The sequence below is a fragment of the Microbacterium sp. genome (assembly GCF_047607465.1).
Taxonomy (GTDB): domain Bacteria; phylum Actinomycetota; class Actinomycetes; order Actinomycetales; family Microbacteriaceae; genus Microbacterium.
Map to the genome: position 1 here is coordinate 1 of NZ_JASGCY010000068.1, position 23,331 is coordinate 23,331.

The window sequence follows — 23,331 nt, forward strand, 5'->3', positions numbered from 1 at the left end:
CCCGGCCGTCCGCGGGAGCCCGCGCCGCAGCGCGATCGGGGTGCCGGGGGCCGGGGTCGCGACGGGGGACGGGGTGCCCGGGGACGGGACCGCGGCGGCATCGGACCGTTCCGCTTCGGGGGCCGACACGCCGCTTCGGGGGGCGGATGCCGCAGAAGCAGATGCCGGAACAGCCCCCGCCGAAGAGGACGGGGCCGCGGCGGCATCCGCACTCGAAGCCGCGGCCACGGCAGGCACCACCGCATCCGCCGGGGGCCACGGCTCACCACCGGCGACCCGCGGCAGCCCGCGGCGCAGTGCGACCGGGGTTTCCCCGGGGGTCTCGTCTCCGCGTTCCAACTCGCCTGCGGCTCGCGGGGCGACCGCGGCTGCCTGCGCTGCCGGAGCGACCGCGACGTCATGAGGCGTTTCGTGTCCGCGCTCCGACTCACCCCCCGTTCCCGGGGCGACCGCTGCTGCAGGCGCTCCCGGAGCGACAGCCGTCCCCCGGGGTGTCTCGTCTCCGCGCTCCGACTCACCCGCCGCCCGTGGGGCGACCGCGGCTGCCGGCGCCTCCGCATCCGCAGGGGGCCACGGCTCACCGCCGGCGACCCGCGGCAGCCCACGACGCATGGCCATCCTCAGCCCTTCCGCGCCTCGATCAGCGAGATCAGCTGCGGCACGACCGTGAACAGGTCGCCCACGATGCCGAAGTCGGCGACCTCGAAGATCGGCGCCTCCGCATCCTTGTTGATCGCCACGATCGTCTTCGCCGTCTGCATCCCCGCACGATGCTGGATCGCCCCCGAAATGCCCAACGCGACATACAGCTGCGGCGACACCGACACACCCGTCTGACCCACCTGATGCGACTGCGGAATGAACCCCGCGTCCACCGCCGCGCGCGACGCGCCCACGGCCGCGCCCAGCGCATCGGCCAGCTGCTCGACGAGCACGAACTTCTCCTTCGAACCCAGACCGCGACCACCCGAGACGACCTTCGCCGCCCCCCGCAGCTCCGGCCGCGACGAGACGGCCTCGACGGCCTCGACGGCGCCGGCGCTCGCGGCGGGTGCTCCCGATGCGATCACGGCGAGCTCTTCGACGACGGGAGCGGCGACAGCCTCCGCCCTGGTGTCGACCGCGCCCTGGCGCAGCGTGATCAGCGCCGCGCCGTAGGTGGGGGCCGACTCGGTGAGATACGCGCCGCCGTAGACCGAGTGGTGCGCCACGACGCCCTCGTCATCGCGGCTGACGCCGACGGCATCGACCGACACCGCGAGCTTCTCGCGGACGGCGAGTCGTGCGGCGACATCGCGACCGGCGACCGAGTTCGACACCAGCACGGCATCGGGGGCGACCTGACGGTACGCGGCCTGAAGCGCGTCGGCGATCGGGACCGTCAGCGCCGCGTCGTCGCCGGTCGCCGTGAGCACGACCTGCGCGCCGGCCCGCGCTGCAGCATCCGTCGCCTCCGGCGTGCCACCGACGATCAGCGCGACCGGAGCGCCGATCGTCGAGGCGGCGCCGATCAGCGCCGCCGTGCTGGAGGCGGCGCCTCCGGCCGGGTCGACGTCGACGAGGACGAGGATCGGGTTCGCGGGGTAGCCCATGTCACACCAGCCTGTTCTGCGCGAGGAACTCGACGAGCTGGGCGGCGGCATCGCCCTCGTCGGTGATCTTGACTCCAGCCGCCCGCGGCGGCTTCTCGGCCACCGAGGTCATGATGGTGCGGGCGGCGGCGGACGGATCGGCCGAGACGCCGAGGTCGGCGAGCGAGAGCTGCTCGAGCGGCTTCTTCTTGGCCGCCATGATGCCCTTGAAGTTCGGGAACCTCGCCTCCGGCAGCGCCTCGGTGATCGACACAACGGCCGGGAGGGGCGCGGTGATCTGCTGCGGACCGGCATCCGTCGCCCGTGTTCCGGAGACCGCGTCGGCTGCGATTTCGATCGCGCTGAGCGCGGTCGCCTGAACGAAGCCGAGGTGCTCGGCGAGCATCGCCGGGATCATCCCGCCGGAGCCGTCGGTGGAGAGGTTGCCTGTGATGACCAGGTCGGGCTGCGCACGACGGATCGCGGCGGCCAGCGCCTCGGCGGTGAGGCCGAGGTCGGCGCCGCGCAGCTCTTCGTCGACGATGTGCACCGCCGAGGTGGCGCCGATGGCCAGAGCACGCCGCACGGAGGCGGTGGCGGATTCCGGCGCCATGGACAGGGCGACGACCTCGGTTCCGGCGTTCTTGTCGGCGTAGGCGAGCGCGACCTCGAGCGCGCGCTCGGTGATCTCGTCGAGCACGACGTCGCCGGCGGCGCGGTCGGCCAGACCGGTCTCCAGGTCGAGCTTGCGATCCCCGTAAGTGTCGGGAACCTCTTTGACCAGTACGACGATCTTCATCGATGTCTCCTCACGACTGGCTCGATTCTAGCGTTGGCACTCAGTCTCACAAAGTCTAAGACTCAGAATCAAGTCATCCGATGGCATAGCGTAGTGTCGTGGTCTTTTCCCGCCCCCTCCCCGTCGATCCGCTCGCCGAAGCGAAGCGGCAGTGGATCGCGCACGGATGGGCGGATGCCGCGGAGGGCATGACTGTCGTGACCTCGGTCATGCGGGCGCAGCAGCTGCTGCTCGCGCGGGTCGACACGACCCTCAAGCCGTTCGCGCTGTCGTTCGCCCGGTACGAGGTGCTGCGCCTGCTCGCGTTCAGCCGCGCCGGCACACTGCCGCTGTCGAGCGTGGTCGCCCGCCTGCAGGTGCACGCGACCACGATCACGAGCACCGCGGAGCGCCTCGTGCGCGACGGTCTCATCGTGCGCGAGCCGCACCCGCACGACCGCCGTGCGGCGCTGCTCTCGCTGACCGACGAGGGCCGCGCTCTCGTCGAGCGCGCGACCATCGCCCTGAACGCCGAGGTCTTCGCCGACCCGGGCCTCGATTCCGCCGACGCCGCAGAACTCGTCGCGATCGTCGCACGCATGCGCAAGGCCGCCGGGGACTTCGCCGATCCGCGCCCTCAGCCCGAGCCGCTCTGACATGGCGCGCTTCGTGCTCGAGACGATCATCGCGGCGCCGCGCGTCAAGGTGTTCGCCGTGGCGATCGATCCCGCCCTGCACGTGCGCTCGATGGCGAGGTACGACGAGAGCATGATCGAGGAACCCGTCGGCGGCGTCTTCGCAGAGGGCTCGACGGCGACCTGGCGCGCCCGGCACTTCGGCATCCACTTCCGACTGCGCTCGGTGGTGTTCGACATCGATCCGCCGCGCGGCTTCCGCGACCGGCAGATCGCCGGGCCCTTCGCCGAGATGCAGCACGAGCACGAGTTCGAGGAGCATCCGCAGGGAACGCTCATGCGCGACACCATCACCATGCGCTCCCCCTTCGGTCCCCTCGGCCGTCTCGTCGACCGCCTCTTCATGACGAGGTACATGCGGAACCTCATCGCCGAGCGCAACGCCGTGCTCGCCGCCGTCGCCGAGCACCGCGCCTGACCCCCTCCTTCTCCCCCTTTTCGCCGAGAAACCACTTCCGCCATCAGACACCCCCTCCGGCGTGGTGTCTCGGGGCGGAAGTGGTTTCTCAGCGGTGCTGGAAGTCGGGCGCGCGCTTCTCGCGGAAGGCGGCCATCCCCTCCTTCTGGTCGACCGTGTCGAAGAGGGCCGCGAACGCCTTCCTCTCATAGGCGAGGCCGTCGGCGAGCGGCGTCTCGAGGGCGACATCGAGCGCGGCCTTGGCCGCGTAGACCGACGGCAGCGACTTCGACGCGATCGTCTCGGCGAGCGTCGTCGCCTCGTCGAGAAGAGCGGATGCCGGCACGACCCGCGACACGAGGCCCGCCCGCTCAGCCTCTTCGGCCCCCACGAACCGGCCGGACAGCACGAGCTCGGCCGCCTTGTAGTATCCGACCGCGCGGATGAGCCGCTGCGTGCCGCCCATGCCGGGGATCACGCCGAGGTTGATCTCGGGCTGGCCGAACCTCGCCGTGTCGGCGGCGAGGATGATGTCGCACATCATCGCCAGCTCGCACCCGCCGCCGAGGGCGTAGCCGGAGACCGCGGCGATCACCGGGGTGCGGACGGCCGCGAAGTCTCGCCAGATGCCGAAGTGATCGGTGGCGATCATCTCGGACGCCGACATCGACTCCATCTCCTTGATGTCGGCGCCGGCCGCGAAGGCCTTCTCTGAGCCCGTGACGACGATCGCCCCGACGCCCTCGTCGGCGTCGAAAGCCGTCGCGGCTGCGGTCACCTCCTCGGCGACACGGCTGTTCAGTGCGTTCAACGCCTCCGGCCGGTTCAGGGTGATCCAACCGACCCGCCCCCGCTGCTCGACCAGGATCGTCTCGTACTCGGTCATGGTGCTCTCCCTTGCTGCTTCCAGTGTGCTCCCGCAGTCATCCGAGCATCTCGGGATAGATGATGTCGATCTCGGAGATGTCGAGCGGGAAGTCCTTGCGATTGTTGGTGAGAAAACGGTCCGCCCCAGCGGATACCGCCGTCGCGAGATGAGCAGCATCGGCCGCGCGCAGTCCGTACCGCACTCCCAAGGCGACGGCGAGCTCTGCGACGACCTGATCGAAGGGGAGCAGTCTCACCCTGCTGATGATTCGGATCAGATCGTCGACCTCAGCGGATCCTGCATCCGTGCGCATCGGCTTGATGAGAACCTCAGGCAGCAGGAGCACGGAACCGACCCCTTGGTCCTCCTGCAGAAGCGAGACGACCGGCACCCCTAGCGGATGCTCGGGAATCGCCGCATATATCAGCACGTCCGCGTCGAACGCGGTCAGAGCGGTCATCGCCGCGGGCGGGAGTCTTGGATCTCCTGAATGAGGGCATCCGCGCGGGCAGAGTCGATCGTCGCGGTGAGCGGATCCGCTCGTGCGGCGAGAAGTCGCGCATGCAGAGCATCCGCGTCTCTCCAGGACTGCTCCGCACGGCGGCTGCGCAGCCGATCGGGGCTGATGAGCACAGCCACCACCCGCCCGTGGCGCGAGATCGCCACCTCCTCGCCGGCTTCGACACGATCGAGCTGCGCCGGCAGGGTCTGCCTCGCGATGCTCGCACTGATCGTCGACATGATCACGATTGTACGCTCTTGTACAGAATGAACGCACGGGCGCATGTCGGCCGTGGCCATGATCACCCCGGAAGTCCTGCGCCCTCGTCGTAGAGGTCTTCGGCACGGGCGGGCCGGTGCTCCCTGCGGATATCGGTGATGATGCCCGAGAAGTCGCGGGTCGCCCCGTCTCCGGCGGCGAAGGCCGCATACAGCTGCTGCGCGAGCCGCCCCATCTTCGCGTCGGTGGAGGTCTGCTCGATCGCCTGCAGCGCGAGCCCGAGATCCTTCGCCATCAGGGCGCCGGCGAAGCCGGGCTGATAGTCGCGATTCGCCGGGCTCGTCGGCACCGGTCCAGGCACGGGGCAGTTGGTCGTGAGCGACCAGCACTGACCGGATGCCTGCGAGACGACGTCGAACAGCGCCTGATGCTCGAGCCCCAGGCGCTCCCCCAGCACGAACGCCTCGGCCACGGCGATCTGCGACACCGCGAGGATCATGTTGTTGCACACCTTCGCCGCCTGACCGAGGCCCGGTCCGCCGCAGTGCACGATCCGCCTGCCCATCGCTTCGAGCAGCGGCAGTGCGGCGGCGACGTCCTCGTCGGAGCCGCCGACCATGAACGCGAGGGTGCCGTTCTCGGCCCCGACCACGCCGCCGGAGACCGGGGCGTCGACGTTGCGGTGGCCCGCGGCGAGCGCGAGCTCGTGCGCGGTGCGCGCCTCATCAACGGCGATCGTGGACGACTCGATGAACAGGGCCCCCGGGGCCGCCGCCGCCAGCAGCTCATCCGTGTAGGCGGCGATCACGTGGCGGCCCGCCGGGAACATCGTGATCACGGCCTCCGCGCCTGCGACGGCATCCGCTCCACTCTCGGCGACGGGGATGCCCGCTGCCCTCGCCGCCTCGACGGCGGCGAGCACGACGTCGAAGCCGTGCACCTCGTGGCCGGCCGCGACGAGGTTCTTCGCCATCGGCAGGCCCATGTGCCCGAGGCCGAGGAACGCGACGGCGGTCATGACGAGCTCCGCATCGGGTCTCCGCCGCTGCGCTGGAGGGAGGCGGATCCGGCGGGTCGCAGCATCTCCCGACCCACGATGAGCCTCATGATCTCGTTCGTCCCTTCCAGGATCTGATGCACCCGCAGATCGCGGACCACCTTCTCGATCCCGTAGTCCTGCAGGTACCCGTAGCCGCCGTGCAGCTGAAGGGCGCGGTTCGCGACGTCGAAGCCGGCGTCGGTGGCGAAGCGCTTGGCCATCGCGCAGCGCATCGTGGCGTCGGGGGCCTTCTCGTCGACCGCCTGCGCGCCATCGCGCACCATGAGGCGGGCCGCCTGCAGATCGGTGCGCATGTCGGCGACTTGGAAGAGGATCGACTGCTTCTCGGCGAGCGGCTCGCCGAACGCGACCCGCTCATGCACGTACTGCACTGCCCGGTCGAGCGCCCACTGCGCTGCGCCCAGCGAACAGGCGGCGATGTTGAGGCGACCGCCGTTGAGCGCCGACATCGCGATCGCGAAGCCGTTGCCCTCCTCTCCGAGCAGAGCGGATGCCGGCACCCGCACGCCGTCGAAGACGACCTGCCTGGTCGACTGCGCGTGCCAGCCCATCTTCTTCTCCAGGGCGCCGAAGCTCAGCCCCTCGGCGTCGCCAGGCACGAGGAAGGCGCTGATGCCCTTAGCCCCGGAGCCTGCGGCACCGGTGCGGGCCATGACGACGTACACGCCCGCCTCGCCCGCCCCCGAGATGAACTGCTTCATCCCGGTGAGCACGAACTCGTCGCCGTCGCGGACGGCGCTGGTCGCGATGGCGGCGGCGTCCGATCCCGCACCGGGCTCGGTGAGGCAGTAGCCGCCGAACTGCTCCATGGCGGTGAGTGACGGCAGCCACTCGCCGCGCTGGGTTTCGTCACCGTAGGTGTCGATCATCCAGACGACCATGTTGTGGATGGAGATGTACGCGGCGACGGCTGGGTCGCCCTTGGCGAGCTCCTCGAAGATCGCGACGGTGTCGGCGCGGCTGAGGCCGGTGCCGCCGAACTCCTCGCGCACGTAGATGCCGCCGAGGCCCAGCTCCCCCGCGCGGTGCAGCGTCTCGCGCGGGAAGAGATGCTTCTCGTCGCGCTCCAGCGCGAAGGGGGCGAGCTCGGCGTCGGCGAACTCGCGGACGGCACCGAGGATCGCCTCGCGCTCTTCGGAGGTGGTGGTGACGGCGGTGAGTGTCATGGTGGCTCCTTGTGGGATGCTGCGTTTCGCGGGGCGATGGGTCAGTGCATGGTGGGGATGACGAAGCTGGCGCCCTCTCTGATGCCGCTGGGCCACCGGCTCGTGACCGTCTTGGTCTTCGTGTAGAAGCGGAAGGCGTCGGCGCCGTGCTGGTTGAGGTCGCCGAATCCGCTGCGCTTCCAGCCGCCGAAGGTGAAGGAGGCGATCGGCACCGGGATCGGCACGTTCACGCCCACCATTCCGACCTCGACCCTGGCGGCGAAGTCGCGGGCCGCGTCGCCGTCGCGCGTGAAGATCGCGACGCCGTTGCCGTACTCGTGCTCGTTCGCCATCCGCAACGCCTCCTCGTAGCCGGCGGCGCGGGCGATCACGAGCACCGGGCCGAAGATCTCCTCGCGGTAGATCGCCATGTCGGTGGTCACGTGGTCGAACAGCGTGGGGCCGAGATAGAAGCCCTCCTCGTGACCGGGCACCGTGAAGCCGCGTCCGTCGGCGAGGAGCGTCGCTCCCTCGTCCACGCCCTGCTGGATGTACCCTTCGACGCGCTCGACCGCGGCGCGCGTGACCAGGGGGCCGTAGTCGACATCGGCTGCGAGCGAGGGGCCGACCCGCAGCTGCGCAACCCGCTCGACGAGCTTCGCAGCGAGGGCGTCGGCCGTCTCCGCGCCGACCGGCACAGCCACCGAGATCGCCATGCAGCGCTCTCCGGCCGAGCCGTAGCCCGCACCGATGAGGGCGTCGACGGCCTGATCGAGGTCGGCGTCGGGCATCACGATCATGTGGTTCTTGGCGCCGCCGAAGCACTGCGCGCGCTTGCCGTGAGCGGATGCCGTCGTATAGATGTACTCGGCGATGGGCGTGGAGCCGACGAAACCGACGGCGCGGATGCGGTCGTCGGCGAGCAGCGCGTCGACGGCCTCCTTGTCGCCGTGCACGACGTTGAGCACTCCCGCGGGCAGCCCCGCTTCGAGGAAGAGCTCGGCGAGCCGAACGGGGACGGAGGGGGCGCGCTCGCTGGGTTTGAGCACGACGGCGTTGCCTGCGGCGAGCGCGGGCCCGGCCTTCCACAGCGGGATCATCGCGGGGAAGTTGAACGGGGTGATCGCGGCGACCACGCCGAGCGGCTGCCGCATCGAATACACGTCGATGCCCGCACCGGCGCTCGTGGAGTACTCGCCCTTGAGCAGATGCGGGGCGCCCGCCGCGAACTCGATGACCTCGAGCCCACGCTGGATGTCGCCCTTGGCGTCGTCAACGGTCTTGCCGTGCTCGCTCGCGAGCAGCTCGGCGAGCGGCTGCATCTCGCGCTGCGCAAGCTCGAGGAAGCGCAGCAGAACACGGGCGCGCTTCTGCGGGTTCGCCGCCGCCCACTCGGGCTGCGCGGCCTCGGCGTCGTCGATCGCACACCGCACCTCATCGACCGAAGCCAGCGGCACGCGGGCCTGCACGGCTCCGGTGCTCGGGTCGAAGACGTCTCCGAAGCGCCCGGAATCGGGCACCACGAGCGATCCGCCCATGAAATGAGGAACAAGACGAGTCATCGTGCGACATCCCTTCGCGCCTTCTTCAGCACTGTGCTCATCGGCACGGCTCGATTTTAATCGGGCATCCGAGTATTTACTAGGGCATCCTAGTAATTTCTCACGTCGCCCTCACTCGCTCACACGATGTCGTCGGGATGCAGCTGCCGCACCCCGCGGCTGTGCAGCACGAACTGCGCCCGCAGCGGCACATCGAGCGCGACCGCGGCGTCACGCATTGCGCGCGCCCACTCGCGGTCTTCGACACCGATGACGCTCGATCCCGGTCGCTCCCACACGAAGACGACAGCGGCGTTCGCGGTAAGCTCGCGCAGGCTCTCGGCACGGGTCATCAGGAGCGTCGCGTGATCGACCTCTCCGAGGTCGTCGGCGAAGGCCATCGCGGTCGGGTCGTCGGGGTAGTCGGCCATCGGCATCAGAGGGTCGCCGAGGCATCCGCGTTCGTCGATGAACATCAGCCACATCTGGCGCTGCTTCGCGCGTTCCAGCAGCGCCTCGATGAGCGCGGCGAGGTCGTCGTCGCCGGCGAGCGGACGGTCTTTCACGGGGGTGGTCGCATCTGTCATGCCCCGATCATGCGCGATGCGACCGACACCGCTCCGCGTGATCCCGCGACCTGTGGATAACTTCCGGCATCCGCCCGATTGTGCAGGAAGAGCGCCCGACCGCCCGCGCCGCGACGGCGAGCACAGCCGCAGGAACCCCGCGTTCGGTTCGCGTTCACCCGGTGGACACCTTCACCGGGTACAACGGTTCCTGCGCGGACGAAGACTCTGACCGGATCGGGTCGTCACGGCATCCGCGCCCTGCGGCCCCCTTTCGCGGCGCCGCGCAAGACCCCCGCCGAATCGGGTCGGCGGGGGTCTCCTCCTGCGCGGCGGACGCTCAGAGCCGCTCGACGATCATCGCGTTCGCCATGCCGCCGCCCTCGCACATGGTCTGCAGGCCGAAGCGTCCGCCGGTGGCGGCGAGGTGGTCGACGAGAGTGCCCAGAAGCCGGGTGCCAGACGACCCCAGCGCGTGGCCGAGGGCGATCGCGCCGCCGCGCGGATTGAGCCGGTCCCGATCGGCGCCGAGCTCGGCCGCCCAGGCGAGCGGCACCGAGGCGAAGGCCTCGTTGACCTCATAGGCGTCGAGGTCGTCGAGGGTGAGCCCCGCGCGATCGAGCACGCGTCTGGTCGCCGGAATGGGACCCGTGAGCATCAGCAGCGGGTCATCTCCGATCACGGCGACGGCGCGGAACCGCGCACGGGGAATCAGTCCGAGGCGCTCGGCGCGCTCGGCGCTCATCAGCAGCGCGGCCGAGGCGCCGTCGCTGAGGGGCGAGGAGTTCCCCGGAGTGATGCTCCACTCGATCTCGGGGAACCTCGCCGCCAGCGCATCGGCGCGGAAGGATGCCGGAAGCCCCGCGAGCTTCGAGGCGGTGGTGCCCTCACGGACGGTCTCGTCGGTCACGGCATCCGGGGCCTCCTCGACCGCGATCACCGTCCGATCGAAGAAGCCGTCGCACCATGCCGCCGCCGCGCGCCGATGGGACTCTGCGGCGTAGGCATCGAGCTCCTCGCGGCCGAGCCCCCAGCGCGCGGCGATGAGCTCGGCGCTCACGCCCTGGTTCACGAGGCCGTCGGGGTAGCGATCGCGCAGCCGCGGGGAGAGCGGGGTCCCGCCGGCCGTTGCAGACCCCAGCGGCACGCGGCTCATCGACTCGACCCCACCGACGACCACGGCGTCCGCGTGACCGGCGGCGATCGAGGCTGCGGCGAAGTGCACGGCCTGCTGGCTGGAGCCGCACTGCCGGTCGATCGTCGTCGCCGGCACCGCCTCGTCGAGTCCGGCCGCGAGCACCGCCTGCCTGGCGATGTTCGCCGACTGGTCGCCAACCTGGCTCACGCAGCCGAGCAGCACATCGTCGATCTGCCCCGACTCCAGCCCGTTGCGTTCGAGCAGCGCCCGGAGCACCCCGGCGGCGAGGTCCACCGGGTGCACGTGCGACAGCGCACCCCCAGGTTTCCCGCGCCCCACGGGGGTGCGGACGACATCGACCAGAACGGCTTCGCTGCGCGTGCTCATGCGTCCAGCATCCGCTCTTCCCCGTTCCGGTCGCAAACCTGGCTGGCTGTCCGGCGGAAATCGAGCCAGGTTTGCGACCGGAACGGGGGGATGCGCACGCGGTACGCCTCCTTCAGCCAGGCACCCGCCGGCTTGCCGTACGGGCAGTAGTCATCGTTCGCGCTCGCATCGGCTTCGGCATACAGCGTGGGCGGCCAGTCCCACAGCATGAAGCCGCGCGCCCAGTCCCGGGCGTCGCACGCCGCGAACATCGCCTGGTAGTACCGCAACTGCTCCGCACCCGACGGGGCGCCGGGCAACGACCAATCGTTCGGCTTCGCGGCCGATCCGACCCGGGACGGGCATCCGGCCTCCATGAAGAGGAACGGCTTGCCGATGGCATCCACCACCTTCTCGATGCGATCCAGCTGACGCTCCCACTCATCGATCGGGTAGTAGCCGGACGACGTGATCACATCGACCGCGTCCCACCAGGAGACGTGGTCCTCCTGGTACTTGTCGCAGTTGTACGCGACGACACCCGAGTACACCTCGCGGACGGCCGCGATCAACGCCCGCCACTCGGCCTCCCGCGAGTCCGCACGCACCATCTCGCAGCCGATGCACAGCATCTCGCATCCCTCGGCCTCCGCGATCCGCGCCGCATGCAGGATGAATTCGGTGTACGACGCGAACCACTCGCCCCAACTCGGCTCACCCGGCACATCCCAGTCGAAGAAGCCGATGTACGCGCGCCACGTGCCGTCGCTGACGTTGACGACCGGCTTCAGGCACACCTTCACCCCGTGCGACTTCGCCTCCCGGATCGCCCACGCGATCTCGTCCCCCGTGACTGTCGGCGCCTGATCCCACGGCATCACGGTCGACTGCGCCGTCGCCTGCTCCACCGCATACGCGATCGCCGTCCAGTTCACCCCGTGCTCGACCATCGCAGCGATCGACTCGGAAGCCGCGGGCGTCGCCCACGTACCCCGCACCCCCGTCCACCCCCACGTCATACCGGCGACGTAGCCGAGGTCGGATGCGGTGGTCATACGTGTTCTCGGGTGACGAGCTCGTTCGCAGTACGGACGACCGCAGACGAGGCGAACCCGGACGGGTCGATACCCTGCGGATGCCGCACCAGGAACGTCGCGGTCTCGCCGGGCAGCAGCGTGATCAGGCCGTCCTCGGTGTACGCATCCGGGTGCACCCTGTCCGGCAGCAACGACAGGTCCCGCACAAGGGACTCGGCCGTCACCCGCACCTCGGCGCCCCCGTCGACCACGGCCGTGTCCACCGACACCTCCGCCGCAGCAAGGGCCGACTCCCGCGGCTCGACGAAGAACCAGAATCCGCGCACGTCGCCAATCTCGGCCACCACGAGCTCCGCTGCGGCATCCGTCGCCGTCGCCACGTCCGCAGGCAACGGCACCGTCGCCGACGAGCGGGCAGGGACCGCCACCGCCACCGCCGACGAGGCGAGCTCCGCGCCGTCGAACGACAGCCGCCGCAACAGCACCTCGCCTGTCCAGTCCTCTGCGGTGTCGTTGCCGAACACGGCGGCGAGTCCGCTGTCGCGCGGCTGCACGGTCACGACCCGCGGGGCGAACGCGTTCTTCAACGCATGCCACAACGGTTTCAGCCGCCCGTCGCCGTCGACCGCCGCCCAGCTCGTCACCGGCCAGCAGTCGTTCAGCTGCCACACCACAGCACCCATCGTGCGTGGCGCCCAGGAGCGGAAGTGCTCCAGCGCGAACCCGACGGCATTCGCCTGGTTTAACTGCATCGCCCAGTGCCATGTCTCGGTGTCGTTCGGCACGCGGAAGTGCGGCAGCAGCCCCCGGGTCAGCTTGACGTTGCCCTCCGCCGCCTTCTGGTGCACGATCATGCCCGGCGACTCCGGGGTCAGCGGCTCATCCGAGATCGCCCGCGTCATCGTGGTCCATGTCGGCGGCCCCTGCCAGCCGAACTCGGCGACGAACCGCGGGCGGTGCTCGCGGTAGGTGACGTAGTCCCGACGGTTCCACTGCTCCCACAGGTGCATGGTTCCGTGCGGCTCGGCGTTCGGGTGATCACCGTTCGGGCTGAACGGGCTACCCGGGCTGTACGGCACATGCGCGGCGAGCTCCCCAATCAGTGCGGGGAACAGCTCGTGGTAGTAGTACGCGCCCCAGGTCTTCCCATCGAGCTCGGTCTTCCACCCCCAGTCCTCGTAGCCCCAGAGGTTCTCGTTGTTGCCGGTGAGCAGCACCAACGAGGGATGCGCTGACAGTCGCACGATCTGCTCGCGCGCCTCCGCCTCCACTTCGCTGCGGATCGGCTCCTCCTCCGGATACGCCGCACAGGCGAACAGGAAGTCCTGCCAGCTCAACAGGCCCAGCTCGTCGCACAGCTCGTAGAAATCCTCTGACTCGTAGATCCCGCCGCCCCACACCCGGATCAGGTTCAGGTTCGCCACGACCGCCTGCCGCAGCCGGCGCTCGTAGCGGGCACGGTCGACGCGAGGGAACAGCGCGTCATCCGGAATCCAGTTCACGCCCTTCACGAACACCGCCTGCCCGTTCACCACCAGCGTGAACGGGGTGCCGTCAGCATCCGGTGCCGTGTTCCACTCCACGCTCCGGAAGCCCACCCGGCGTGCCGCCGTGTCGACGGCACGGGCGGCACCAGAGAGCACGAACGCGGCGTCGTACAGCGGCTGCTCACCGTATCCGACAGGCCACCACAGCGCGGCATCCGGCACGTCGACGACCACTTCGGCGCTGTCGCCGGAGACCGGCACGGCGACCCGTGCGCCGCCCACCTCGGCGGTGAGAGTGAGAGCAGGAGCATGCGCTTCGCGCTCGACCCGCACCTGCGCACTCAACCGGCCGTGGCCATCGACGGGGAGCGCCGACAGCCGCACCTCGGCGATGCGCGCGACCGACCAGGACTCCAGGCGCACCGGACGCCAGATCCCGCTCGTCGCCGTGGCGATGCCCCAGTCCCAGCCGAAGCTGCAGGCCGACTTGCGGATCGCCTCGAACGGCGTCGGATACGCCCGCGGACGCGGCGAGAGCGCCTGGCTCTGCGCGTCGGCATACCGCACCGGCGAACGGAATGCGACCTCGAGCCGGTTGGTGCCGTCGATGAGCGCCTCGCGCACGTCGACCCGGTAGGAACGGTGCTGGTTCGCGACGTCGAGCACGACGTGACCGTTCAGCCGCACGGTGGCCACCGTGTCGAGCCCGTCGAAGACGAGGTCGTGCCGGGTGTGCCCGTTCGGCGACCACTCGAAGGTCGTCTCGTAGGTCCAGTCGACCAACCCGATCCACGCCAGCAGCGCCTCGTTGTCATCGAGGTACGGGTCGGGGATCAGCGACGCGCCGCTCAGATCGGTGTGCACGCAGCCGGGCACGGATGCCGGGATGCTGCGCCCCGCGATCTCCTTCGGCGCCGGACCGTGCGAACGGCGCACGGTCCATCCGGTGTGGAGTTCTGTGCGGATCGGGGTGGATGTCACTTGACCGCCCCTGCGGTGAGGCCCCTGTAGATCCAGCGCTGCAGAACCAGGAAGGCGATGATCGTCGGAATGATCACGAGGATGGTACCTGCTGCGATGACTTCCCACTGCGCGCCGTACGGTCCCTTGAACCGGAAGAGCGATGTGGAGATGAATCCCTGCGACGGGAGGTACAGGAACGGCAGATAGAACTCGTTGTAGATGGCGATGCCCTTGATGATCACGACCGTCGCGATCGCGGGTCGCAGCAGCGGCAGCACGATGCGCCAGTAGATCGTCCACCGGTTCGCACCGTCGATCATGGCCGCCTCGTCGAGGGAGATCGGGATCGACTGCATGAACTGGATGAACAGGTAGATCGCGATGATGTCGGTGCCCATGAACAGGATGATCAGCGAGGCCATCGAGTCATAGAGGCCGAAGGCATTGATCAGCTGGAAGGTGGCTACCTGCGTCGTCACACCGGGGATCAGCGTCGCGACGAGGAACAGGGCCAGCACCAGTCGCTTGCCACGGAAGTTGAAGCGATCCAGCGCGTAGGCGGCCATCGTGCCGATGAAGATCGTACCCACCAGCGAGACGGCCAGCACGATCGTGGTGTTCACGAATCCCTCGAGCATCTTGCCGCTGACGAACGCGGTGACGAAGTTGTCGAAGTTCAGCCAGTCGCTGGGAGGAGTGAACGGTCCGGTCTGTGCGTACTCGGTCTTGGTCTTGAGCCCGGCGAACAGCAGTACCGACAGCGGCAGGATCGTGACGATCGCCGCGATGATGAGGCTGGTGTACTTGGCGGTGGTGGCACTGCCGCTGCGCAGCTTGTCGAGGGCGGAGCGCCCGCGGATCTGCTTCGGCGGCGTGGTGCGCAACGGCATCGTTCGCAGTGGTTCGGTCGTGTGGGTCACGTCAGGTCGACCTTCTCGTCGGGGAAGACTTTGCGCTGGATCCAGGTGACGATCAGCACCACGAACAGCAGGACGACGGCCATCGCCGAGGCGAGACCCACCTGCCGGTAGCTGAACGCTGTCTGCAGCGTCTGGATGACGAACGTCGACGACCCGTTCGCGCCGCCGGTCATCACGAACGGCACTTCGAAGACGCTGAGGCTGCCGGCGATCGCGAGGATGACGGTGAGCCCGATCACACGACGGATGCCCGGGAAGATGATCGCCCAGAACTGCGCCCAACGGGAGGCACCGTCGATGTCCGCCGCCTCGTACAGCTCGTGCGGGATCGACTGGATCGCGCCGAGGAACAGCACGAAGCCCATGCCCGTGTACCGCCACACCGAGGTACCGGCGAGCGACCAGTTCACGATGTCGGGGTCGCCGAGCCACTGCGGCGGGTCGACGACGCCGAACCAGCCGAGCACGGTGTCGAGCGTGCCGCCTGGCTGGAACAGGTAGAGGAACACGAATCCGACGGCGACGCCGTTGATCAGATACGGGAAGAACAGCACCCCACGGAAGAAGCTCGAGAAGCGTGTGGAGAAGCTGAGGATCGTCGCGAAGTACAGCGCGATGGCGATCTGGAAGAAGGACGCCGCGAAGTAGTACAGGCTGACGAAGAACACCTGGAAGATGCGGGGATCGGTGAAGACCTGCACGTAGTTCTCGAAGCCCACCAGGTTCTTCGTCTGATCGATGCCGTCCCAGTCGGTGACGCTGTAGTAGAAGAGGTTCAGCGCCGGCCAGTAGGTGAACAGCAGCAGCAGTCCGACCGCCGCCGCGAGGAAGAGCCACGGAGTGAGGTGCTGCATCACTCCGCGGCGGGGACGCTGGGCGCCACCCGTCCCGCGGCCGGAGCCGCGGGACGGGTGCGCCTGCTCGGGCGCGGGGAGTGCGGCAGCGGCTTGCGGCTTCGCCGCATCGGGGGTGGAGATACTCATCTCGCTGCCGCTCTCGCTCAGTTCGCCAGCTTCTCGACCGAGGCGCCCCAGCGCTCGTTGAGTTCGGCGAAGTAGCTCTCCTTGTCGCCGTCGGCCGCACCACGGGCGATATCGACGAGCTTCTGCCGGTAGATGGGGCCGTACAGGTCGATCTGCGAATCGTTGGCGACCTCGTTGAGCAGGCCCTCCTTGCCGGCGGGCGCCGGGTTGATCTCGAGCAGATCGACGCCGTTCGCCTCAAGGTCCGCGAGCGAGTCGGGAAGCGGCTGGTCCGTCAGCGTCGGAACCATGCCCTGCACCGAGGTGTAGTCGGACTCGCCGACGATCCACTGGATGAACGCCCACGCCGCGGCCTTCGCCTTGGAGTGCTTGCTGATGCCGAGGTTGTAGTCGCCGCCGATGACCGCGTACTGCTGTCCGTCGACGTTCGCCGGGAAGGCCATGAAGCCGATGTCGGCGGCGGAGGCGCCGTTGTCTTCGGCTGCGGCTTTCATCTGCGAAACCGCCCAGGAGCCGAGCGTCATCGCGCCGATCTTGCCTGTGCCGATGAGCACCTTCGACTGCTCCCAGTCTGTGGTCAGCGGGTCCTCCTCGGTGAGGCCGGCGGCGACGGATTCATAGAGCAGGGAGTCGATGGCGTACATGTCCGTGCCCTCGGTCCACGGCGCCGTGTCCTCGGCGAGCGTGATGGGAGCGTCGGGGTCGTTTGTGATGCCGCCGAGGTTGCCGAAGCTCTGCGTCAGCGTCCAGCCGGCCTTGTAGTTCGTGTAGAGCGGGACGGCGTCGGTCTTGTCCTTGATCTTCTGCAACGCGTCGAGCCACTCGTCCTCGGACGTGGGCAGGTCGGTGATGCCGGCCTCTTCGAACACCTTCTTGTTGTAGACGACGCCGTTCGCGTTACCACCCCAGGCGATGCCGTACTGGGTGCCGTCGTAGCTGGCCGCGGGGAGGAAGCGGTAGGTGTCCTCGAAGTCGGCGGTCTTGCCGAGCGGCTCGAGGAACTGCTCGTACTGGTCGGGCTGAAGGGTGGGGATACCGAGCACGTCGCCGTAGTTCGTGGTCGACATCCGCGTCTGCATCTCGGTGGCGTAGTCGGTGACAGCCTCGATGGTGACGTTGACTTCGGGGTACTTCTTCTCGAACTCCTCGACGTATCGGTCGTAGGTGCCGTCCTGGACGAGGTCCGTGCGCCAGGTGAGCACCTTGATGTCGCCCTTGATCTCGCCGTCGATGGTGTTGCTCGCGTCGGAGTCCGCACTGCCGCCGGAGCAGCCTGCGAGCGCCAGCGCTGTCGTTGCCGTGAGGGCGACAAGGCCAGCCATTGCCTTGCGTGATGCCATGTGAGATCTCCCTTGATATCTGGCAGTCGTCGGAGGCGGGCGCACTCCGCTGGTTGCGGATGTCAGCGTAGGACAGCAGCTAGGCAATGTAAAGCGCTTTAGCGAAATTGCTTCAGCTGCTGCCGATTCACCAAGCGTTATTTTCCCGGGCTTCATCAGGGCTTTGCGGCACGGCATCCGATAGCCATTCCGCGTATGGCGCCATTGTCCGTCGCTGACATGAGGCGATTTCGTGTCTACTATTGAGCGATTCCTGTCCGTGAAACGCGATCGAAGGCACTCCGATGTCGCCAGTGCAGCCCCGCGCCACCCTCGACGATGTCGCCCGCCTCGCCGGGGTGAGCACCAAGACCGTTTCGCGCGTGTTCAACGAGCCGGACCTCGTCGGGGCCGAGACCGCGCACCGCGTGCAGCAGGCAGCGGCGCGGCTGCGGTTCCGGCCGAACACGCTCGCCCGAGGGCTGCGCCGCGGAAGCGGCACGAACACGATCGGGTTCGTGATGGGCGAGTTCGGCAACCCGTTCTACTACAAGGTCGCAGCCGGCATCGAGGCGGAGATCGCCCCGCACGGCCACCACCTGCTCGTCGCGACCACCGACGACACCGCCGACGGCGAGGCGAAGGTCGTCGACGCACTGCTCGGCCAGCGCATCGGAGCACTGCTGATCATCCCGGTCGCCGATGACCAGTCGTACCTCGAGGGCGAACGCCAGCTCGGCACCCCGGTGATCGCCATCGACCGGGTCGCGCACAACCTCGCCGCTGACGCACTCGTGCTGGAGAACCGCGCCACCGTCCTCGAAGCCACCCGCCGACTGCTCGCGAACGGACACCGCCGGATCGGCTACGTGTGCAATCCGGCATCCGTCTCCACCCAGACCGAGCGTGTCGACGGCTACCGCGCCGCCATGGCCGAGGCCGGGATCATCGAGACCGACCCGTGGTGCCGCCTCGTCGACGACCGTGCCGAAGCGGGCGAGGACACCGTCGGCGGGCTGCTCGATTCCCCCGACGCGCCGACCGCGATCATCGCCGGGAACAACCGGATGACGATCGGGGCGCTGCGGGCCCTCCGCGCCCGCGGCGACGAGACCACGGCGCTGATCGGCTTCGACGACTTCGACACCGCCGACGTCATCGGCGTCTCGGTGATCACCTATGACCCGATCGAGCTCGGCCGGCAGGCGGCTCAGCTGGCAATGGAGCGGATGGGGGACCCCACCGCTCCGACGAAGCGGATCGTGCTGCCGACCTGGATCGTGGAACGTGGAACCGGCGAACGCCCGCCGGTCGAAAGGAGCGTCTGATGACTGGCCTCATCCACCTCACCGGCCCCGATGTCGACGTGATCGTGGATGCGCGCGGCGAGTCGCTGCCCCGCGTACTGCACTGGGGGGCGCCGATCGGAGCCGTGACCGCGGAAGACATGGCGGCGATGTCCGACGCGCTCTCCCGCCAGACAGCGCCGGCGACCCTGGACGCCGCCTGGCAGCTGACCACCATGCCGCAGGATTCCGATGGCTGGTCCGGCCGCCCCGGCATGCAGCTGCGGCAGCATGGCCGGCAGCTGCGCACCCGCTGGCATCTCGAAAAGGTCGAGTCGGATGCCGCCTCGGCGACGTGCACCGCGCGAGACGGAAGCGGGCTCGTGCTCACCCAGCGCATCGCGATCGGCGTGGGCGGAGTGGTGCAGGTCGACGCCGTGCTGCGCAACGACGGCAACACCGATATCGAGGTGGAGTGGCTCGAGCCGACGATGCCGGTGCCGAGCACCGCCTCACATCTGACGACGTTCGACGGCCGCTGGGCGCGCGAGAAGCGCCCGGTGACGACGCCCTTCCCGGCGGGCTCGCTCGCCCGGCAATCCCGACGCGGCCGTCCTGGCCACGATGCGCCGACGCTGCTGATCGCCTCCGACGGCGAGCCCCGCTGGCGCAGCGGGCGCGTGTGGGCGGCACACGTGGCGTGGCCGAGCGACACGACCTACCGCACCGATCGCGTGTCCGACGCGGTGACCCTGCTCGGTGGCGGCGAGCTGTTCCGCCCCGGCGAGCTCGTGCTCTCCCCCGGTGACACGTACTCGGCTCCGCCAGCGCTGTTCCAGTACTCCGACGCCGGTCTCGACGGCATGGCCGCCGGCATCCACTCCTGGCTGCGGGGTCGCCCGCAGCACCCGCGCACCGCGCGTCCGTTCACACTGAACACCTGGGAGGCGGTCTACTTCGACCAGGAGCCGGCCCGGCTGCTCGCACTCGCCGATCGCGCAGCATCCGTGGGCGTCGAACGCTTCGTGCTCGATGACGGTTGGTTCCTCGGCCGCCATGACGACACCACGAGCCTCGGAGACTGGGTCGTCGACCCTGCGGCCTGGCCCGACGGGCTCGGCGTGCTCGCCGACCGGGTGCACGAACGGGGGATGCAGTTCGGGCTCTGGTTCGAGCCGGAGATGGTGAGCCTGGACAGCGAGCTGGCGCGACAGCATCCGGACTGGCTGCTGCACGACGAGCGCCACCTCGCCCACCCCGCCGCACTCTCATGGCGCACCCAGTACGTGCTCGACATCGCGAACCCGGACGCGTACGCACACATCCTCGGGCAGATGAGCGCCCTGGTCGCCGAACTCGGAATCGACTACATCAAGTGGGATCACAACCGCGACCTCGTCGAGAGCGTGCACGCCGAAGTCCCCGGCGCACACCGGCAGACGGCGGCGGTGCTGCGGCTGATCGCCGAGCTGAAGTCGCGGCATCCCGGGCTGGAGATCGAGTCATGCTCCTCGGGCGGCGCGCGCACCGACCTCGGCATCCTGCAGGTCACCGACCGGGTGTGGGCCAGCGACTCGAACGATCCCGTCGAACGGCAGGATATCCAGCGCTGGACCGGACTGCTGCTGCCACCCGAGCTCGTCGGCGCCCACGTCGGGCCGACCGAGTCGCACAGCTCCGGCCGCACCACCGACTTGTCGTACCGGATCGCCACCTCGCTGATGGGCTGCGCGGGGCTCGAATGGGACATCGCGTCGCTGTCCGACGAGGAGACCGCAGCGATCACCGCGTTCACGGCGCTGTACCGGGAACTGCGTCCGATCATCCATGGCGGCGTGGTCGTGCACCCCGAGCTGCGCGACCCCGCCTGGCGCATCACCGGGTTCGTCACCCCCGCCGACGCCGTGTTCGTGATCGCGACGATCGCCTCGGTGCAGGACGCCCGCGCCGAGCGGCTGCGCCTGCCGGGGCTCGACCCGGCCCGCCGGTACCGCGTGCACGTGCGCGACGAGATCGGCGAGACGAAAATGGGCTGGGTGACACCGCCGTGGATCCGCACGCCCCTCGAGCTGCCGGGTTCCGTGCTCGCCGAGGTGGGCCTGCAGCTGCCGACGCTGTGGCCGGTGCAGGCTCTGGTCGTGCAGGTGACGGCAGTCTAGGACTTCGTGCCAGGTCACACTTCGGGCGGGACACCGGGGCTGAACCCGCCGGAGATGTGACCCGGGCGGGGCCGGGCGAGACTATACGCGCGGGACAGGACCCGTCGACCCGCGGGGCTGGAGCACCGGGGTGGCGTCGAGCTCGCCGTCGGTGGGGGCGCCCGCGACCACGTCGAACAGTCGCCGGGCGACATGGGCGCCGAAGTTCACCACGTCATGGCTGAGCGACGTGATCTGCGGGTATGTGTGCTGGCAGAGCACAGAGTCGTCCCAGGCGATGATCGAGATGTCTTCGGGAACCCGGATGCCGAGTTGGGTCGCCACGCCGAGGGCGGCGACCGCCATGATGTCGTTGTCGAAGATGAACGCCGTCGGCGCGGCGGACCCGGTGAGCGCCCGCCGAGTGGCCTCGGCACCCTGTTTCGGCGTGAAGTCGGTGTGCAGGACGGTGGGCTCGGCTCCCTGCGCCCGCATCTCATCGAGGAACGCCGCGGTGCGCAGGTGGGTGTGCGCGAGCTCGACGAGCCCTGCGACGTGGGCGATGCGCCGATGCCCCAGCCCCACCAGGTGCTGCACGGCTTGGCGGGCGGCGGCTCCGTCATCTGTCCCCACCGCCGCCAATGAGCCGGCGACGCTCGGGTGCCCGACCACCACGACCGGGAGGCCAGGGGTCTTGGCGAGATAGGCGATGCGGGGGTCCTCCACCCGCACGTCGGTGACGATGACCCCGTCGACGCGCCGGGCGTTGCGCCACGCGCGCAGAGTCTCCAGTTCGCTGTGGATGTCGGGCACCACCTGCAACAGCAACCCGTGGTTGCGCAACGACAGCTCGCTCTCGATGCCGGCGAGGAAATGCATGTAGAACGACTCGACCCCGAGGTTGCGGGGGTCGCGGGCGATCGCAAGGCCGAAGGTGGCGGTCTTCGCCTCGGCGAGCGAGCGAGCGGATGCCGCCGGCGCCCACCCCAGCTCGTCGGCCACCGCGAGAATGCGCTCCCGGGTCTCGGAGGAGACGCCCTTCCGCCCGTTCAGCGCGAACGACACCGCACCGATGGAGACGCCGGCGCGCGCCGCGATGTCGGCGATCGTCACTCGGCGATCGGTGGTGCTTTTCACCCCTGGAGCTTACTCCCGAGCCGCTCTCCCCGGTTCCGGTCGCAAACCTGGCTGGATTTCTCGGGAAAGTCGAGCCAGGTTTGCGACCGGAGCAGGGCACGGGGCGGGGGGTGTGGATAAGTTCTGAGAGAAGAAGCGGGGGCGTGGCACGGTGGCTTCATGCAAGGCAACCGACACGTCCCCCTTCCGGCGCCACTGGGCGACGCCTTCACGGTGCGCAGCGGAATCGCCTTCGGCCTCGCACGCGGACGGATGCGGGGACCCGACCTCGAGAAACCCTTCTACGGCGTCCGCGTACGCGAGGGAAGCTTCAGCGACGACGACTCCGACGACGACAACAACCCGTACGCGATGCAGCGGCGGGCACGGGTGCGGCGGGCACGGGAGTTCCAGCCGCGGATGCGGGGCCAGCACTTCTTCAGTCACGAGACGGCCGCGTCGCTCTGGGGCGCTCCGCTTCCGCTTGAGCGAACGGGAGACGACGACCACATCGCCGGATACGAAGAGCTCCGCCTCCATGTCAGCACGATCGGAACGGAGGCTCTGCAGCGTACGTCCGGGGTGACGCGGCATCGGGTGCACGCGCATCTGGCCGAGACCTGCAGGGTCGAGGGCATGGACATCGCCACTCCGACGAGCACCTGGGCGATGCTCGGCGCTCATCTCGCGATATCCGATCTGGTCGTCCTCGGCGACTTCCTCTGCCGGGTGTGGCGACCCGGTTTCGGGCGGCCGCCAACGGATCGGGAGCCGCTGACGACGAGGGTCCAGCTCGAGGAGGCGCTCCGCGCCGGCCGCCGCGTCGGGGCGGCACGGCTACGTGAGGCGCTGACGCTCATCAGAGAGGACTCCTGGTCGCCCCGGGAATCGCTGGTGCGCTACCACCTCGTGTCCTCGGGGCTGCCTGAGCCGGAGCTGAACATCGACGTCTATGACGACGACGGCCGGTTCCTCGGCTGCGTCGACATGGCCTATCGGGCGCAGAAGGTGGCGGTCGAATACCACGGCTACCTGCATTCGGCGACCTGGGCCGACGATGTCGAACGCGTGGCACGGCTGCGAGCCGCCGGGTGGACCGTCATCGAGGTGACGGCATCCACCCTGAAGGACCCCCAGCGTCTCGTCGACCGGGTCGCCGCCGCGCTGCGTCGCTGACCCTGCCCCTCCCCCTGTTCCGGTCGCAAACCTGGCTCGATTTCCGCAGGAAATACGACC

General features: G+C 69.2%; 21 protein-coding genes and 1 pseudogene. 5 read left to right on the forward strand and 17 right to left on the reverse strand.

The window, feature by feature from the left end; all coding sequences use genetic code 11:
• The 3 genes and pseudogenes from QM568_RS09750 to QM568_RS09760 all read right to left on the reverse strand — a co-directional run.
• Nucleotides 1-612 (reverse strand): annotated as a pseudogene (locus QM568_RS09750) (hypothetical protein); the annotation flags it as partial.
• An 8-nt stretch (nucleotides 613-620) separates the two neighbouring features.
• Nucleotides 621-1,592, reverse strand: coding sequence for an electron transfer flavoprotein subunit alpha/FixB family protein (locus tag QM568_RS09755; RefSeq protein WP_415138272.1), 972 nt, complete (start codon nucleotides 1,590-1,592; stop codon nucleotides 621-623).
• A 1-nt stretch (nucleotide 1,593) separates the two neighbouring features.
• Nucleotides 1,594-2,370, reverse strand: a complete 777-nt coding sequence (locus tag QM568_RS09760; protein ID WP_415138274.1) for an electron transfer flavoprotein subunit beta/FixA family protein — start codon at nucleotides 2,368-2,370, stop codon at nucleotides 1,594-1,596.
• Nucleotides 2,371-2,468: 98 nt separating this feature from the next.
• Between QM568_RS09760 and QM568_RS09765 the strand changes: the two genes are divergently transcribed.
• On the forward strand, nucleotides 2,469-3,005 hold the full coding sequence (locus QM568_RS09765) for a MarR family winged helix-turn-helix transcriptional regulator (RefSeq protein WP_415138276.1): 537 nt from the start codon (nucleotides 2,469-2,471) through the stop codon (nucleotides 3,003-3,005).
• A gap of 1 nt (nucleotide 3,006) precedes the next feature.
• Nucleotides 3,007-3,462: an SRPBCC family protein gene (locus tag QM568_RS09770; RefSeq protein ID WP_415138278.1), complete on the forward strand. Its 456-nt coding sequence runs from the start codon at nucleotides 3,007-3,009 to the stop codon at nucleotides 3,460-3,462.
• An 88-nt stretch (nucleotides 3,463-3,550) separates the two neighbouring features.
• Here the strand turns inward: QM568_RS09770 and QM568_RS09775 are convergent, their stop codons facing one another.
• The 13 genes from QM568_RS09775 to QM568_RS09835 form a co-directional block, all read right to left on the reverse strand.
• Nucleotides 3,551-4,327 (reverse strand): enoyl-CoA hydratase, encoded by a 777-nt coding sequence (locus QM568_RS09775; RefSeq protein ID WP_415138280.1) that lies wholly within the window; start codon nucleotides 4,325-4,327, stop codon nucleotides 3,551-3,553.
• A 37-nt stretch (nucleotides 4,328-4,364) separates the two neighbouring features.
• Nucleotides 4,365-4,769 carry a type II toxin-antitoxin system VapC family toxin gene (locus QM568_RS09780; protein ID WP_415138282.1) on the reverse strand — a complete coding sequence of 135 codons (405 nt, stop codon included), beginning with the start codon at nucleotides 4,767-4,769 and terminating at the stop codon, nucleotides 4,365-4,367.
• Nucleotides 4,766-5,050, reverse strand: a complete 285-nt coding sequence (locus tag QM568_RS09785; RefSeq protein WP_415138284.1) for a type II toxin-antitoxin system Phd/YefM family antitoxin — start codon at nucleotides 5,048-5,050, stop codon at nucleotides 4,766-4,768. Before QM568_RS09785 ends, QM568_RS09780 begins: the two co-directional genes overlap by 4 nt.
• A gap of 62 nt (nucleotides 5,051-5,112) precedes the next feature.
• A complete protein-coding gene (mmsB, locus tag QM568_RS09790) occupies nucleotides 5,113-6,048 on the reverse strand; it encodes a 3-hydroxyisobutyrate dehydrogenase (protein ID WP_415138286.1) in 936 nt (311 codons plus the stop codon).
• On the reverse strand, nucleotides 6,045-7,256 hold the full coding sequence (locus QM568_RS09795) for an acyl-CoA dehydrogenase family protein (RefSeq protein WP_415138288.1): 1,212 nt from the start codon (nucleotides 7,254-7,256) through the stop codon (nucleotides 6,045-6,047). The genes mmsB and QM568_RS09795 overlap by 4 nt, the downstream gene beginning before the upstream one ends.
• 41 nt (nucleotides 7,257-7,297) lie before the next feature.
• On the reverse strand, nucleotides 7,298-8,797 hold the full coding sequence (locus QM568_RS09800) for a CoA-acylating methylmalonate-semialdehyde dehydrogenase (protein WP_415138290.1): 1,500 nt from the start codon (nucleotides 8,795-8,797) through the stop codon (nucleotides 7,298-7,300).
• Nucleotides 8,798-8,916: 119 nt separating this feature from the next.
• The gene (locus QM568_RS09805) at nucleotides 8,917-9,363 is read right to left on the reverse strand and encodes a hypothetical protein (protein ID WP_415138292.1); all 447 of its coding nucleotides are present in this window, start codon (nucleotides 9,361-9,363) and stop codon (nucleotides 8,917-8,919) included.
• Nucleotides 9,364-9,682: 319 nt separating this feature from the next.
• Nucleotides 9,683-10,867 carry a thiolase family protein gene (locus QM568_RS09810; RefSeq protein ID WP_415138294.1) on the reverse strand — a complete coding sequence of 395 codons (1,185 nt, stop codon included), beginning with the start codon at nucleotides 10,865-10,867 and terminating at the stop codon, nucleotides 9,683-9,685.
• On the reverse strand, nucleotides 10,864-11,901 hold the full coding sequence (locus tag QM568_RS09815) for a glycoside hydrolase family 113 (RefSeq protein ID WP_415138296.1): 1,038 nt from the start codon (nucleotides 11,899-11,901) through the stop codon (nucleotides 10,864-10,866). The genes QM568_RS09810 and QM568_RS09815 overlap by 4 nt, the downstream gene beginning before the upstream one ends.
• On the reverse strand, nucleotides 11,898-14,351 hold the full coding sequence (locus QM568_RS09820; RefSeq protein WP_415138298.1) for a glycoside hydrolase family 2 protein: 2,454 nt from the start codon (nucleotides 14,349-14,351) through the stop codon (nucleotides 11,898-11,900). The genes QM568_RS09815 and QM568_RS09820 overlap by 4 nt, the downstream gene beginning before the upstream one ends.
• Nucleotides 14,348-15,223 (reverse strand): carbohydrate ABC transporter permease, encoded by an 876-nt coding sequence (locus tag QM568_RS09825; RefSeq protein WP_415138312.1) that lies wholly within the window; start codon nucleotides 15,221-15,223, stop codon nucleotides 14,348-14,350. Before QM568_RS09825 ends, QM568_RS09820 begins: the two co-directional genes overlap by 4 nt.
• Before the next feature lie 26 nt (nucleotides 15,224-15,249).
• Nucleotides 15,250-16,236, reverse strand: a complete 987-nt coding sequence (locus tag QM568_RS09830) for a carbohydrate ABC transporter permease (RefSeq protein WP_415138300.1) — start codon at nucleotides 16,234-16,236, stop codon at nucleotides 15,250-15,252.
• Between the two features lie 17 nt (nucleotides 16,237-16,253).
• Nucleotides 16,254-17,576, reverse strand: a complete 1,323-nt coding sequence (locus tag QM568_RS09835; protein ID WP_415138302.1) for an ABC transporter substrate-binding protein — start codon at nucleotides 17,574-17,576, stop codon at nucleotides 16,254-16,256.
• A gap of 284 nt (nucleotides 17,577-17,860) precedes the next feature.
• Between QM568_RS09835 and QM568_RS09840 the strand changes: the two genes are divergently transcribed.
• Nucleotides 17,861-18,883 carry a LacI family DNA-binding transcriptional regulator gene (locus tag QM568_RS09840; RefSeq protein ID WP_415138304.1) on the forward strand — a complete coding sequence of 341 codons (1,023 nt, stop codon included), beginning with the start codon at nucleotides 17,861-17,863 and terminating at the stop codon, nucleotides 18,881-18,883.
• Nucleotides 18,883-21,000, forward strand: coding sequence for an alpha-galactosidase (locus QM568_RS09845; RefSeq protein ID WP_415138306.1), 2,118 nt, complete (start codon nucleotides 18,883-18,885; stop codon nucleotides 20,998-21,000). The genes QM568_RS09840 and QM568_RS09845 overlap by 1 nt, the downstream gene beginning before the upstream one ends.
• Before the next feature lie 81 nt (nucleotides 21,001-21,081).
• Here QM568_RS09845 and QM568_RS09850 read toward each other — a convergent pair whose 3' ends face one another.
• Complete coding sequence (locus QM568_RS09850; RefSeq protein ID WP_415138308.1) at nucleotides 21,082-22,116, reverse strand: LacI family DNA-binding transcriptional regulator; 1,035 nt, start codon at nucleotides 22,114-22,116, stop codon at nucleotides 21,082-21,084.
• Between the two features lie 159 nt (nucleotides 22,117-22,275).
• Between QM568_RS09850 and QM568_RS09855 the strand changes: the two genes are divergently transcribed.
• Nucleotides 22,276-23,271, forward strand: coding sequence for a hypothetical protein (locus QM568_RS09855; protein ID WP_415138310.1), 996 nt, complete (start codon nucleotides 22,276-22,278; stop codon nucleotides 23,269-23,271).
• The last annotated feature ends 60 nt before the right edge of the window (nucleotides 23,272-23,331 follow it).